Below are 14,316 nucleotides of genomic sequence, written 5' to 3' on the forward strand. Positions count from 1 at the left end.
TGCTATTTGCTCTGACCGTAATACGCGTTTTTACCGTGCTTACGTAGATAATGTTTATCCATCACTGCTTTTTTAAGTTCAGCTGCGTGTGGATCTAAAGTGCGTGTTAAATACGCCATGCGAGCAATCTCTTCGAGTAGCGCGGCATGGTATACAGACTGAGCGGCATCTTTACCCCACGTGAAAGGCGCATGACCCGCAACAATCACCATAGGTGCAGCTTTCGGATCGCGGTCTTTATACGCATCAGTAATTTGAATACCGGTTTCTAACTCATAATCGCCATTCACTTGCTCATCAGTTAGTTCACGCGTACAGGTGATGTCACCGTGTACATAGTCAGCGTGAGTTGTGCCAAGGCAAGGAATGCTTTGCTTTGCTTGTGCCCATGCAGTTGCATAGGTCGAATGCGTGTGTGTTACACCGCCAATCTCATCGAAGTGGCGATATAAATGAACATGTGTTTTGGTGTCAGAAGACGGACGCATAGCACCTTCAACAATGGTGTTTTCAAGGTCGACGATCACCATGTCGTCGGCTTTCATTTGGTCGTACGATACACCACTTGGTTTAATCGCAATCACGCCTTTGTCGCGGTCGATTTGCGATACGTTACCAAAGGTATAAATTACTAAGCCACGACGTTGAAGCTCCATATTCGCTTCATAAACTTCACGTTTTAGTTCAGTAAAACTCATGCTTTGTCTCCGTTTACATAGCTTGCAAGTGCTTGGTAGTTGGCATAAAGCGCGTCATACACCGCTACACGCTCAGGGTTTGGTAAGTACTGATGACAGACTGATGACGCCATCACTTTTTGCGCATCAGCCACTGTTGCGTGCTCACCCGCAGCAACCGCAGCCATAATTGCCGCACCCAATGCACAACTTTGCTCACTCTCTAAAACGTCGATTGGACAGTTCCAAACATCAGCACAGGTTTGCATTACGTAGTCTGATTTTTTAGAAATACCGCCGATAACAACCACTGACTCAATTGGCACGCCTTCACTTTGAAAACGCTCAGTGATAGCACGTGCGCCAAACGCCGTTGCTTCAACAAGTGCTTTAAAGAATTTAGGTGCATCGGTGCCCATTTTTAAGCCCGTTAATGCCATTGCAACGCTTTGATCAGCATCTGGCGTACGACGACCATTTACCCAATCAAGCGCAGTTACGTCGCTGCTTGTTACAGGGAGTGCTGCCGCCGCGTTTGATAAATCAACTAAGATTGAGTCTTCTAGCTTGTTAACTAACGCCTGCTCAGCGTCAGATAGATTTGTAAGTTGGCGAGTTGGCCAAAGTACTAGATTTTTAAACCATGCGTATAAGTCACCAAAAGCAGACTGACCGGCTTCTAAGCCAATTAATCCTGGGATCACTGAGCCATCAACTTGACCACAAATACCTTTAACGCAGGTATCACCTAGTTGCTCTTTAGACGTTACCGTGATGTCACAAGTTGAGGTACCCATTACCTTAGTTAGAACGCCTGGGCGAACATTGGCAGCTACTGCCCCCATGTGACAGTCAAATGCACCGTAACCAATCACGATGCCTTGTGGTAAACCTAGCTTCTCGGCCCACTCAGCGGTTAAGTTGCCAGCAACTTGGTCGCTTGGCTCTGTGGTTGCATTTAAAGTATCAACAACACCATCTAATAGTGGGTCGATACTTGTAAAGAAACTGTTTGGTGGGAAACCGCCCCACTGCTCGTTCCACATTTGTTTGTGGCCCGTTGCACAACGCCCTAGCTTTAATGCTTCAGGGTGAGTTGTGCCGCACATGAGCGCGGTCATCCAATCACAGTGTTCAACCCATGAATAAGTGGCTGCTTTAACACTGCTATCAACGCGGAAAATATGTAATGCTTTAGCCCAGTACCACTCAGAAGAGTAAATACCGCCCATGTGTGAAAGGTAGTTCACATCGTTGTTAGTTGCAGCTTGAGTGATTTCATTTGCTTCTTTAATAGACGTATGGTCTTTCCACAAAATGAACATTGCATTTGGGTTTTCTGCAAACTCTTCAGTTAATGCCAGTGGTGTACCTTGGCTATTAATAGCCACAGGCGTTGAGCCTGTCGTATCAAAGCTCATACCCACTACTTTGTCTGCGGTACCTGCTGGAACATGCGACCAAAGACCATTCACTACTTCAACAAGGCTATCAATGTAGTCTTGTGGATGCTGACGAAACTGATCTTTACTTGGGTCACAATATAAACCTTGTGCCCAGCGCGGGTAGTTCACTAAATGGCTGGCTAGTTCTTCACCAGTTGCAACATCAACGAGTAATGCTCTTACCGAGTCTGACCCGTAGTCTAATCCCAACGTATAACGAGACATAATTACCTTTCACTAATTGCTTACTAACATTGTTAGTCATTATCTTTATTTGTATGATAATATCAACAATACCAGATTGTAAAGGTATTATAAAAATATTATTAACAGGATTATTTGCTGCTGGCGGGCGATTTATTGCGCAGTTTTTCTGGAAGATTAGATTGTTTTTTCAGCACAAATAACAGGTTAAAGCCACTAAATTAACTTTTGTATGATAAGAATGGGATAATTATGTCTAACCAACTAGAACAACTTAAAGCAATGACAACCGTTGTTGCTGACACGGGTGATTTTGAAGCAATCAACGAATACAAACCGCAAGATGCAACAACGAACCCATCACTCATCTTAAATGCGATTCAAATTGAGAAATACCGTCCACTTGCTGCAGAAGCCGTTTCATGGGCTAAAGCACAAAGTAACGATGCAAATGAAGTAATAAGCAAAGCAGCTGATAAACTAGCAGTGTTAATTGGCTCTAAATTAATGGAGCAAGTACCGGGTTTAGTGTCAACTGAAGTTGATGCGCGTTTATCATTTGATACCCAAGCAACCGTTGATAAAGCTCTTGAGCTTGTTGCTCTTTATAAAGAGCAAGGTATCGACACATCGCGCGTGTTAATCAAAATTGCTTCTACATGGGAAGGTATTCAAGCCGCTAAAGTACTTGAAGCGCAAGGCATTCGTTGTAACCTAACACTGGTGTTTGCATTTGCTCAAGCGCGTGCTTGTGCCGAAGTAGGTGCATACCTAATCTCTCCTTTCGTAGGGCGTATTCTTGATTGGTATAAAGCACAAAATGTAAGCGCAGATTTCGACGGTGCAAACGATCCGGGCGTTAAGTCAGTGACTCACATCTACAACTATTTCAAAAAACATGGTTTTGAAACAATCGTTATGGGTGCAAGCTTCCGTAACATTGGTGAAATTCAAGAACTAGCAGGCTGTGACCGCTTAACTATCAGCCCTAAACTTCTTGCAGAACTGGCAGCAACGCAAGCGCCTTTGACACAAAAGCTACAACCTGCGACTGAAAAAGCAGACGCGCCAGCAGCGATGACAGAGCACGCATTCCGCTGGGAAATGAATGAAGATGCAATGGCCACTGAAAAGCTAAGCCAAGGTATTCGCCAGTTCGCCATTGACCAAGAGAAACTAGAGTCAATCTTAAGCGAATTAGTTTAAACCTGATTGTTTAAGCAGAAAAAAGCCCGCAAACTAAGGTTTGCGGGCTTTTTTTGTGCCTGCCTTATAATCGTGAAGGCAGGCTTATCGTGTTGCGATTACGATAAATTTTTAGCTAACAACATTATTCAGCAAGTAATGCGTTTGCTTTAGCGACGAGGTTAGCAACCGTGAAACCAAAGTGCTCTAGCAATACAGCACCAGGCGCTGATTCACCAAATGTATCCATACCGAGTACGTCACCATCTTGGCCAACATACTTGAACCAGAAGTCACGGTGCGCAGCTTCAACTGCAATTTTTGGAGTACCCGCTGGTAGTACGCTTTGACGGTATGCTTTGTCTTGGCTATCAAACTGATTAGTCGACGGCATAGATACCACGCGAACTTGCTTGCCTTGTGCTGTCAGTTCAGCGGCAGCATTAACCGCCAGTTCAACCTCTGAACCTGTTGCAATTAGGATAAGTTCAGCTGTTTGTTCGCTATCAACAAGTACATAACCACCTTTAGCGATATCGGCTACTTGCTGCTCATCGCGCGCCATCGCTTTCGTGCCTTGGCGGCTGAAAATGAGTGAACTTGGGCCTGTTTCTTTTAATAACGCTTGACGCCAAGCAACCGCTGTTTCTGTTTCATCACACGGACGCCACGCAGTCATATTCGGGGTCATACGTAGGTTTGCAATTTGCTCGATTGGTTGGTGAGTTGGACCATCTTCACCTTGACCAATTGAATCATGAGTATACACAAAGATGCTTTGTGCTTTCATTAATGCAGCCATACGCACAGCATTTCGCGCGTATTCCATAAACATTAAGAAAGTCGCACCGAATGGGATAAAGCCACCGTGTAGTGCAATACCATTCATGATAGCGCTCATACCAAATTCACGTACACCGTAAAAAACATAGTTACCATCAGCGGCATCTTGTAAGCCTTTAGCGTCTGGCCACAATGTTAAGTTTGAACCGGCAAGGTCAGCAGAGCCACCCATTAGTTCAGGAAGCTGCTTTGCAAAGAAAGTAATTGCGTTTTGTGAAGCTTTACGCGTTGCAATGTTTTGCATGCCAGCTTGGCATTTAGCAATGTACTCATCAGCTAATTCTGCGAAGTTAGCAGGGAGTGTTTTTTCAAGTACGCGACGAGTATATTCTTTAGCTAGTTCAGGGTGTGCTTTGCTATAGGCAGCAAACGTTTGTTGCCATGCACTTTCTAACTCTTGACCTTTCGCTTGAGTATTCCACTCGTTGTACACGTCTTGCGGTACTTCGAATGCAGGGTGTGGCCAGTTTAATTGCTCACGTACCGCAGCGATTTCATCGTGACCAAGTGGCGCACCATGACAGTCGTGGCTACCCGATTTGTTTGGCGAACCAAAACCAATCACGGTTTTACAGCAAATCAGTGTAGGTTGCGTGGTATTGCTTTGCGCCGCCTCGATTGCGCCCGCAATTGCATTCATATCGTGACCATCAACATCACGAATAACCTGCCAGCCATACGACTCAAAACGCGCAGGTGTATCATCAGTGAACCAACCTTCTACTTCACCATCGATCGAGATACCGTTGTCATCCCAAAATGCAATGAGTTTTCCAAGGCCTAACGTACCTGCCAACGAACATGCTTCGTGCGAGATACCTTCCATTAGACAGCCGTCACCCATAAAGCAGTATGTAAAGTGATCAACAATATCAAAGTTCGGTTTATTGAATTGTGCCGCTAAGGTTTTTTCAGCGATAGCCATACCGACTGCGTTAGCAATCCCCGAACCTAATGGGCCTGTTGTTGTTTCAACACCCGGTGTGTAACCGTATTCAGGGTGACCCGGTGTTTTAGAATGAAGCTGACGGAATTGCTTAATATCTTCGATGCTAACGTCGTAGCCGCTTAGATGTAACAATGCATATTGCAACATTGAGCCATGCCCATTTGATAACACAAAACGGTCACGGTTAGACCAGTCTGGGTTTAATGGGTTATGACGATGAAAGTTTTGCCACAATACTGCGGCAATATCAGCCATCCCCATGGGCGCACCTGGGTGACCTGAGTTAGCTTGTTGAACAGCATCGACAGCAAGTATGCGAATAGCATTTGCAGATTGAGAACTAGGCAGAGTCATCTTATTAGCTTCCTGTTAATATTATAATATAATTAATATCGCAAAAACTCAGTCAAATAGCAACTTAATAAAGTGTCATGTCAGTAATGACGTGCCCCTAACGGGGTTTTAAAGTGTTAAATGAGCGTGAATATGCACCGTTTAATACCTTGCAATACTCTGTTTATGTTGCTCACGCTTTTTTTAGCGACCTCAGCATCACAAACACATCAATTATTAATTCATGCGCTTACATTATTTAGTTTACAAAAACCAACCAATGCTACAATTTGGTACATTATTTCATTGTTCAAGTTAACAAGAACACCTTAGTGTTAACACGTTTTTTCGCTGAGGTTTTTTATTTGTGATAGTTAACAGTGGTTGCTCTATTGGGCTTCGCATTATTTTACTCTTAAGCACGCTTTACTTGTCTCCTCAGGCTCACAGTACCGCGCCTGCCTATTTAGCAGATGAAGGGTTGAGCCTTGGCATTAGCTTAGGGTATGGGCAGCTCGATAATCCGGTTTATAATAAAGGGGATATTCCACTTTATGTGCTGCCGCGCGTGGAACTGTTTGTCGGTGATTTCTCGTTCGCAAATACGCAACTAACCTGGACACCGATAACACGTGAAAACTATCAACTCTCAGTGTTCACTCAACTCAACGAAGACGGGCTTTACTTTGCTAAGCATTCCGCTGCACTCGCAGCAATAAGGACTATAAGTGGCCGCCCTCCAATGGGGTCAATTCCACCGGCAATGGGTGACATGCCGCCCACGACCCAAAAAAGACGCGGCGATATAGGCAGTATTAGTAACCGTAAACTCTCTTTTATGACTGGCGCAGAAGCGCTATACGATTGGCAAAACTGGCGCTTTAGCGTGAGTTGGGCAATGGAGCTAACCAACTATCATAAGGGTTTACAAGGCGCACTTTCTGCACAGCGCTTATATAAAATTGATCAGCATCTACTTTTATTGGGTATCGAAGTACAGCATTTAAACAGAGGGTTAGTTGATTACTATTATGGCACTAGCCAACAAGACGTGCAGGTGGGGTTTAGCCGCTTTGAAGGTCGCTCAAGTCAAAAGTATGGCCTTAAGGCCAGCTACCAATACCACTTTAGTCAGCAATGGCAATTTATTAGTGATGTAAAGTACCAGCGCTTATCTTCGGGCATCGCCGACAGTCCACTCATAAACGATAGCAACTTGCTTTCTTTTTATGCTGGCATTGCATGGAATTACTAAACAATGCTGCGAACTAACTCATTTTTACTCATGATGCTTATCCTCAGCTTCACCCTTAGTAAACTTGCCTTTGCTGAGTCGAGTCATATTGAAGTAACACCCAGTAACTGTGTAACTATTGAGCAAGATTGTGTGATGAATATTAAGGTAGATTGGTTCACAGAGGCCACCAGCACGGTGTGCATTCGTGTTACTGATCAGCAAGTCAGGCTATTTTGTCAAAAGCCAAAACAAGGGCACAACTTCCTTATCGCTGTACGAAACAATCGAAATATTGTTCTAGAGCTATTAACCGAGCAACTTATCCCGTTAGAAAGCACTGAAATAAACGTTTTTTATCAAAATATTAAAAAACGTCGCCGTGATATCGCATGGAGTATTTTTTAATGACCAAGCATAATAAAATTTTATATATTGAAGATGACCTAAAACTGGCTCAATTAGTCGTAAATTACCTGATGAGTAATGGGTATGAGGTTGATCATTTTGATAATGGCTGCCATGCGTGCTACCAAGCAAGTATGAAGAAGTTCGACTTGATTTTACTCGATATCGGCCTTGGTAACGAAGATGGTTTTGACGTATTCAAAGAGCTAAAGCGCTATCAAGACAGTCCGATTATTTTTATGACTGCCAGACAAAGTCAGGTTGATCATATAACAGGGCTAGAATTAGGAGCCGATGACTACCTTACCAAGCCTGTATCACCGTCTATTTTATTAGCAAAAATTAACAACACGATTCGCCGCACTCAACAGGTTAAGCCTCAAAGTACTGTACACAACGCCCATAACATACGGTTTGGCTCACTGAGTATAAATACCATTCAGCGCGAAGCTTATTTGCATAGCCAACCTCTTGAATTAACCAGTGCAGAGTTTGAATTACTAATACAGTTAGCCAAGGCTCCAGGGCAACTTATCAGTCGCGATCAGCTTTTTGATAGTGCAATTGGTCGTAAATATGATGGTCAAAGCCGCACAATTGATGGCCGTATAAGTCGGCTCCGAAAAAAGCTCGGAGACGAATCTGTGCCACCCCAAAAAATAGTCACCGTGTGGGGCAAAGGGTATATTTTTTCACCTCAAGCTTGGAGCTAACTTGCCTTGTTTAGGCTGTATTTTTACCTCTATTTAACCCTCGCTGTTTGCCTAAGTAGCGCAGCGTGGGTACTAGAGACTTATTTTCCTTCTCCTCCCGCTCACTCGTTAGAACAGCAACTCGCACACCACCTGCTAAGTGTAGAAAGCCAAGTCGATAATGCGTTAATAAAAAAATCGCCCCTTGCCAGTTTCTACTTAGGCGATGCTTTAAAACAACCCCTGTTACGAGGCGAAGTGATCAGTGTTAAGGACCCTGAAGGGAATGTGTATTTTCATCGACTTGCTGTCGATGGTGACACCATTTTAAGCGCTGGCCCTTACGTACAAACAGAAGAAACAGCATCACAATCCCTCGTGAGTCTGGTTTTCTATAGTAGTGTTGCATTAGCGGTGGTTATTTTTACCGGCCCATTACTGATTGATTTAAGTAAATTACGCAGAGCAAGTAGCAAAATTTCAAATGCTGATTTTAGCCCGCAAGTTCAATTTAGCCGCTTTAGTTTATTAAAAAGCATAGGCGATACCTTTGATAATATGGCACAGGCACTTTATAACCGAAACCAAAGTCAGCGCGAACTTATCAACGCCGTTTCACATGACTTTTTAACCCCGATTTCACGCGCTAAGTTTGCCCTCGAAGCCGTTGACGATAACAACCATTATCGCCACAGTATTTTGCAAGACATTATTGAGTTAGAGCTATTAGTTGAAGAGTTTTTAACTTATGCAGAGCTTGAACAGTGTGAGCCACGCATATTAATTAAAGACTACAGCCCTGATGAATTACTCCAGCCCTGTATTGCTAAGTTTATGAGTTATTGTCAGCTTGATATTCGTATTGATTGCCAACTAGAAAAAATAAGTGTTGATAAGCAAAGCTTTCAGCGCTTACTGCAAAACTTACTTGGTAACGCTGTGCGGTTTGCTAAACAACATATTGAGATCACCTTAAAACACACTAAAAAAGGCACGTTACTCATCATCGAAGATGACGGGCCAGGTATACCAGAAGCGATGCGCGCAACCTTAATGCAGCCTTTTTCTAAAACGGCCTCTGTGCATCAACGTGGCTATAAGGGAGTCGGCTTAGGCTTGTCAATTGTGAAGCAACTCTGTATTTGGAATAACGCACAGTTTAGTTTAGACAATAGCAGCCAGCTCACTGGCGCCAAGGCAAGTATTCATTTTTTGCGTTGATACCCCCTCCCCGAAAATGTACCAAGATGTATCAGTGTGTGCCATTTATTTACATTATATTGATGTTAGATACACAACTGAACACTATCCCTAGTGATTAAAATCGTTCGCAACAAATAGCGAGCTCATAATTAAAAAATCCTTCTAGGGAACTAAAGCACATGTTCAATATGAAAAAAGTATCAGTGATGGTCGCTTCTGCACTGTATATCAGTGCTGGCACTTCACATGCTGCACTGAATCAAGCACAAGAATGGGCTGAACAACCCGCTGATTATGCGCCAAAACCAATGGTTTCTGCTGAAACTAATTGGGATGGTAAAATCAACCAAACGGTGAAGAAACAAAGCCGCATTTTCACGCCAGAAAAAGACATCACTGGTGTTCAAACTTATATTGTTCAATTAATTGATGCACCTATTTCAGCTTACGATGGCGGCCTAAAAGGCCTAGCAAGTACACGTGAAACAGTGGCAACAGCTAGACAAACAACCGCAAAGCCACTTGATTTAAATAAACCTGAAATTGCAAGCTACTCAAATCACCTCGCAAGCAAGCGTCAAAATGTTGTGAACTCTGCACTGACACTTCAAGGCCTGCAATTAAAAGTAGATCGTGAATTTAGCGTCACTTTAAACGGCTTCACCACCCGAATGACCCAAGAAGAAGCTGCGCGTTTAGCAAAAGTGCCTGGCATTAAGCATATCGCACGCTCTAAGATATACCCACTAACTACGTTTAACACGATTGAGCAAACAGGTGCAAAAGCACTGTGGAGCAACAGTCAAAGTGGCCTAACAAGTAACAAAGGTGAAGGCGTTGTTGTCGGTATTATTGACACGGGTATTAATACTGATCACCCATCATTTGCTGCCGTAGGCGATGATGGCTATACACACACCAATCCACTGGGTGATACTTACTTAGGTGATTGTGCTAAAGCTGAATTCGCAGATCGCTGTAACGATAAGCTAATTGGTGTGTATTCATACCCAGAAATCACAGTAGCGTATTCTGATCCTGTATTTGAAGAATCGCGTCCAGCGTATGGTGAAGATTATAACTCTCATGGTTCTCACGTTGCAGGCACCGCAGCGGGTAACGTACTTTATGATATTACTTATAAAGAACCTGGTTACGGTAGCCAAAACTCAGGCACTGAAACGAACCTTATCTTCCCGCAAGTGTCAGGTATGGCACCGCATGCAAATATCATTTCTTACCAAGTTTGTTGGCCTGGAGCTGCTGGCGACCCATATGCGGGCTGTCCAGGTAGTGCAATTATTGCCGCTATCGAGCAATCAGCAATTGATAACGTTGATGTCATTAATGCCTCACTCGGTGGTTTTGAGGAAGATCCTTGGGTTGAACCTATTGAGCAAGCATTTTTCAATGCGGCAAACTCAGGTGTATTCGTTGCTGTTGCAGCCGGTAACAGTGGCCCTTACTTACAATCAGCTGATCACTCATCTCCTTGGGTAACAACGGTTGCTGCGCATACTCCATCTTCGCAAGTTGTGTTTAGCGATAAAACTCTTGAGAACTTATCAGGTGGCGACACTGACGCACCAACAGATATGATTGCTGCAGGCATTACCTTTGACGAGCTAACGGGTTTAATTGTTTCTGCGTCTGATTACCCTAACCCAAATGAGCCAGTGTCACGCTACCAAACAGACTGTGATCAGCCTTATCCAGCGGGCACCTTTGACTTTACCGATGACCCTAACACGCCGGATATCGACGAAAGCCAAGAAGACGTTATTGTTGTGTGTAAGCGAAGCAATAAACCGCTTTACGCAAAAGCAAATAACGTATTAGCCGGTGGCGCTGAGGGTGTCATTATTTACAACCTATCGTCATACCAAGACCGTAGCCCAGCACCTCAACTGCCTTACCCTGCGCCTACAGCACATGTAACCAATGCAGAAGGTGTTAAACTACTTAATTGGTTAAGCACAGGCTCAGGTCATAAAGGAACCATTACAGCAAACTCAGCTAGCACCGAAGAAGTAGATGAAGAGCGCATTGCGTACTTCTCAAGTCGCGGTCCATCATACTTTGGTTTTGATACCTTGTTAGTTGATGTTGCTGCACCGGGTGTTGATGTGTTCGCAGCGAGTTCAGACGACCAACCGTTTTCTAAAAACCCATCATCAACAGACTGGCAAACGATGTCGGGTACATCAATGGCAAGTCCGCACGTTGCTGGTGCTGCCGCATTGCTTAAACAGTCTCATCCTGAATGGTCTTTAATGGAGATTCAATCAGCGCTGATGTTAACGGCAAGCAACAACCTTAAAAATGCACAATACCTTGATAACTATAAAGATGAAGGCTTTGATTCATCTTTACAAGATATGGGTGCGGGTCGTATGCATGTTGACCTTGCTGATAAAGCCGGTTTAGTGATGCATGAAAGCATCGAAAATATGAAAGCGGCAAATCCTAATTTAGGCGGCCGCTTAAAAGCACTTAACACGGCTTACATGGTTGATAATAACTGTGGCCTAGAATGTAGCTTTATGCGTACAGTGACAGCAACAGAAGATGCAACGTGGAGCGTATCAGCTGAAGAGTGGATTGGTAACAGCACAATTACTGTAACGCCGAGTGAGTTTTCACTAAAAGCCGGTGAAACACAAAACATTGTTGTTGAAGTGAAAATGAACCAAGTTGCTCAAGCAATTGATAATATTGAGGTATCAGGAAACCAAGGTCAAATAAAATTGGTTTCGAGCAACCCTAATTCACCCGTTCTAGAAATGCCAGTATGGACATTTAACGGTGATACAGGATTACCGAGCTTTATTAAAGTAGATGCGCATCGTCGTTCTTCAACAATTAATGTAGGTCCTTTCAACACCGATGAAGTGAGTGATTTCACATCGCGCTCTTTTGGGTTAGTGGAAGGCCAACAAAACACCGTAAAATTATTCACAGACACCACCAGCGGCGACCCATTTGATTTAGTCGACGTCGATGGTGAAATGGTTAACCCTAACCATATTGAGTGGACTACCGTACCACAAGACGCAAAAATGCTGAGCGCAAGCCCAGTAGGCGAAGCCTCTCGCGTGCTTATGTTTATGGGTAAAGACAGCAATAACGATGGTTTAGCAAGCATGGATGAAACTATCTGTATGTCTACCAGCTTTACTGTTACCAACTTCTGTAACATTGTTGACCCAGAAGCAGGTGAATATTTCACCGTTTACATGAGCTTAGCAAATGTTCCTTCGGGTGAAGAAGACCAAGGCCGAGATATCACTTTTGCAACAGCAGTGGTTCAAGAAGGTCAAAGCAACCTAACAGTCAGTGCTCCAGAGAAAATTGCAGGTTACAAAGACTACGAACTAACACTGTCGTACAACTTACCTGACATGGAAGTGGGCGATATATATTTTGGTGGTTTTGACTTAGGTAGCAACCCTGAAGACGCTGGTAACCTTGGTTTTGTTCCTGTCATTATCAATCAAATTGATAAAGACATGCGCTTTACAGCAAATAAAGAACAAGCGACTGTGGGTGAATTAGTTGATTTCAAGATTGAAGTAATCGCAAATAATGAACAAGCGGCTCGTAATTTCACAATTGATACTGCTTTCCCAGAAGGCATCGAAATTATTGAAGACAGCATTGTTGCGACAGCATCAACTCCAGCAACACCTGAACTGGTAGACAACGTATTATCACTTCAAGGTACGCAAGAGACGACCAAAGATGTGGCTCGTAACTATAAAATTACCACGAATCTAACAGATGAAATGTGTTCTCTTGGAGCAGCTAAATCTCCGTACCCTAACTATTTAGACTTGCGTACACTTGGCTGGCGTACACTTGAAGGAGTTCAAGGCCAATACTGGAACGAGTTTGAGTATTCATTTAAAGAGTTAATGGCAACAGATCTCGATGTTTCTTTCCCATTCTTTAATAAATACCATTTTGATTCAATCAAACTTAACCCAGCTGGTTTAGTGACGTTTGGCTCTAACGGCCGCACAACGCCATTCCATGTAGAACTTCCATCAGGCGGCGGTTTCCCACCACCACCTCCGTATCTTATTGCGCCTTTCTGGGTTGGTGATAACACAATCCCTGAGCGTGTAGATGGTACTTATGGTAACTATGAAGCTAACGCGGGTATTACACCAACTTATACTCAAGCACGTGATTGGCTTGTCCTTGAGTGGGATAACATCCAACGCTCTCAAGTAGAAGGGCAATCAGTTGACGTTGAATTGTTCATGCGTATGAATATTGCTTATGAGCCAGGCGAATATGAAATGATGTTTGCTTATGACAACGTTAACCTCGCTGATAACCAAGGTTCTATTGGTTTCAAAGCTGCTGACGGTCGTATTATTGTTAATGGTGATATGCCTGTAGATCTTAATATTGGTGATGGTTTTGCATACGACAATCTTAATGAAGTTGTTCATGATGAGCTTGTCGTATGTATGGATTATGTAGGCCCTGAAGTGTCTAAGTTTGACGTTCAGTTCCAAGCGTATATTGGCGAAGCAGCTGCAGCACAAATGCATACGCTGACGGTTAATAACGGCTTAGAAGGCGCTGATGACGAAGTGTTAACCTTAGAGCTTAACGTACTGGGTAATATTTCATTATCTGACTTCCCTGATATGCAAGTTGAAGAAAACAACTCTATTAGCTTCGATGTACTTTACGCGGATGAAAACAACGTAAGTAACGTGATTGAAGTGATGGGTGAAAACTTTACTTCTGAAGTTTCAGGTCACACATCAGGTAGCACAGTAACAATCACACCTACAGAGCACTTTAATGGTGAAATTGATGTCATGGTAAAAGTAAGCGACAGAGTAAACTCTGCAGATGCTGCAATGAGCTCATTCTCATTAATGGTTATGTCAGATGGTATTGAGTTGGGTTGTACTGACAGCGCAGCAACAAATTATGATGAAAATGCAAATACTGACAATGGCAGTTGTACTTTCCCTGAGGCCGTTATCCCAGACCCTGAAGTGGAAGAAAGCAAAAAATCATCAAGTGGCTCATTTGGCTGGTTATTACTAGCGTTTGCACCACTTCTGACGCTTCGTCGTAAGAAATCTCAAATTAACTAAGGATGAGTTAATTAGGATAG

At 43.4% G+C, this 14,316-nt stretch carries 9 protein-coding genes; 6 read left to right on the forward strand and 3 right to left on the reverse strand.

Annotation, left to right across the window (positions count from 1 at the left end; genetic code table 11):
• Positions 1-2: 2 nt before the first annotated feature.
• On the reverse strand, positions 3-698 hold the full coding sequence (locus JIG41_RS15015; RefSeq protein WP_036973625.1) for an L-ribulose-5-phosphate 4-epimerase: 696 nt from the start codon (positions 696-698) through the stop codon (positions 3-5).
• Positions 695-2,347 carry a ribulokinase gene (locus tag JIG41_RS15020; RefSeq protein ID WP_036973626.1) on the reverse strand — a complete coding sequence of 551 codons (1,653 nt, stop codon included), beginning with the start codon at positions 2,345-2,347 and terminating at the stop codon, positions 695-697. Before JIG41_RS15020 ends, JIG41_RS15015 begins: the two co-directional genes overlap by 4 nt.
• A gap of 231 nt (positions 2,348-2,578) precedes the next feature.
• Here JIG41_RS15020 and tal point away from each other — a divergent pair, with 231 nt between their 5' ends.
• Positions 2,579-3,532: a transaldolase gene (gene tal / locus JIG41_RS15025; protein ID WP_182395874.1), complete on the forward strand. Its 954-nt coding sequence runs from the start codon at positions 2,579-2,581 to the stop codon at positions 3,530-3,532.
• A gap of 124 nt (positions 3,533-3,656) precedes the next feature.
• Here the strand turns inward: tal and tkt are convergent, their stop codons facing one another.
• Positions 3,657-5,657, reverse strand: a complete 2,001-nt coding sequence (gene tkt, locus JIG41_RS15030) for a transketolase (protein WP_075594490.1) — start codon at positions 5,655-5,657, stop codon at positions 3,657-3,659.
• A gap of 346 nt (positions 5,658-6,003) precedes the next feature.
• Here tkt and JIG41_RS15035 point away from each other — a divergent pair, with 346 nt between their 5' ends.
• The 5 genes from JIG41_RS15035 (at position 6,004) to JIG41_RS15055 (ending at position 14,296) form a co-directional block, all read left to right on the forward strand.
• Positions 6,004-6,891 (forward strand): MipA/OmpV family protein, encoded by an 888-nt coding sequence (locus JIG41_RS15035; protein ID WP_036973629.1) that lies wholly within the window; start codon positions 6,004-6,006, stop codon positions 6,889-6,891.
• A gap of 3 nt (positions 6,892-6,894) precedes the next feature.
• Positions 6,895-7,278, forward strand: coding sequence for a DUF3019 domain-containing protein (locus JIG41_RS15040; protein WP_118844767.1), 384 nt, complete (start codon positions 6,895-6,897; stop codon positions 7,276-7,278).
• Positions 7,278-7,991 (forward strand): response regulator transcription factor, encoded by a 714-nt coding sequence (locus JIG41_RS15045; RefSeq protein ID WP_036973631.1) that lies wholly within the window; start codon positions 7,278-7,280, stop codon positions 7,989-7,991. Before JIG41_RS15040 ends, JIG41_RS15045 begins: the two co-directional genes overlap by 1 nt.
• A 6-nt stretch (positions 7,992-7,997) precedes the next feature.
• On the forward strand, positions 7,998-9,191 hold the full coding sequence (locus JIG41_RS15050; protein WP_199525036.1) for an ATP-binding protein: 1,194 nt from the start codon (positions 7,998-8,000) through the stop codon (positions 9,189-9,191).
• A gap of 161 nt (positions 9,192-9,352) precedes the next feature.
• Positions 9,353-14,296, forward strand: coding sequence for a S8 family serine peptidase (locus JIG41_RS15055; protein WP_199525037.1), 4,944 nt, complete (start codon positions 9,353-9,355; stop codon positions 14,294-14,296).
• Positions 14,297-14,316: the final 20 nt, after the last annotated feature.

The sequence above is a fragment of the Pseudoalteromonas sp. bablab_jr011 genome (assembly GCF_016464045.1).
Taxonomy (GTDB): Bacteria; Pseudomonadota; Gammaproteobacteria; order Enterobacterales; family Alteromonadaceae; genus Pseudoalteromonas; species Pseudoalteromonas lipolytica.

Bases quoted from the DNA above. Each gene is read 5' to 3' on its own strand.
- JIG41_RS15015 (WP_036973625.1), bottom strand. From the start codon at position 698: ATGAGTTTTACTGAACTAAAACGTGAAGTTTATGAAGCGAATATGGAG.
- JIG41_RS15020 (WP_036973626.1), bottom strand. From the start codon at position 2,347: ATGTCTCGTTATACGTTGGGATTAGACTACGGGTCAGACTCGGTAAGA.
- tal (WP_182395874.1), top strand. From the start codon at position 2,579: ATGTCTAACCAACTAGAACAACTTAAAGCAATGACAACCGTTGTTGCT.
- tkt (WP_075594490.1), bottom strand. From the start codon at position 5,657: ATGACTCTGCCTAGTTCTCAATCTGCAAATGCTATTCGCATACTTGCT.
- JIG41_RS15040 (WP_118844767.1), top strand. From the start codon at position 6,895: ATGCTGCGAACTAACTCATTTTTACTCATGATGCTTATCCTCAGCTTC.
- JIG41_RS15045 (WP_036973631.1), top strand. From the start codon at position 7,278: ATGACCAAGCATAATAAAATTTTATATATTGAAGATGACCTAAAACTG.
- JIG41_RS15055 (WP_199525037.1), top strand. From the start codon at position 9,353: ATGTTCAATATGAAAAAAGTATCAGTGATGGTCGCTTCTGCACTGTAT.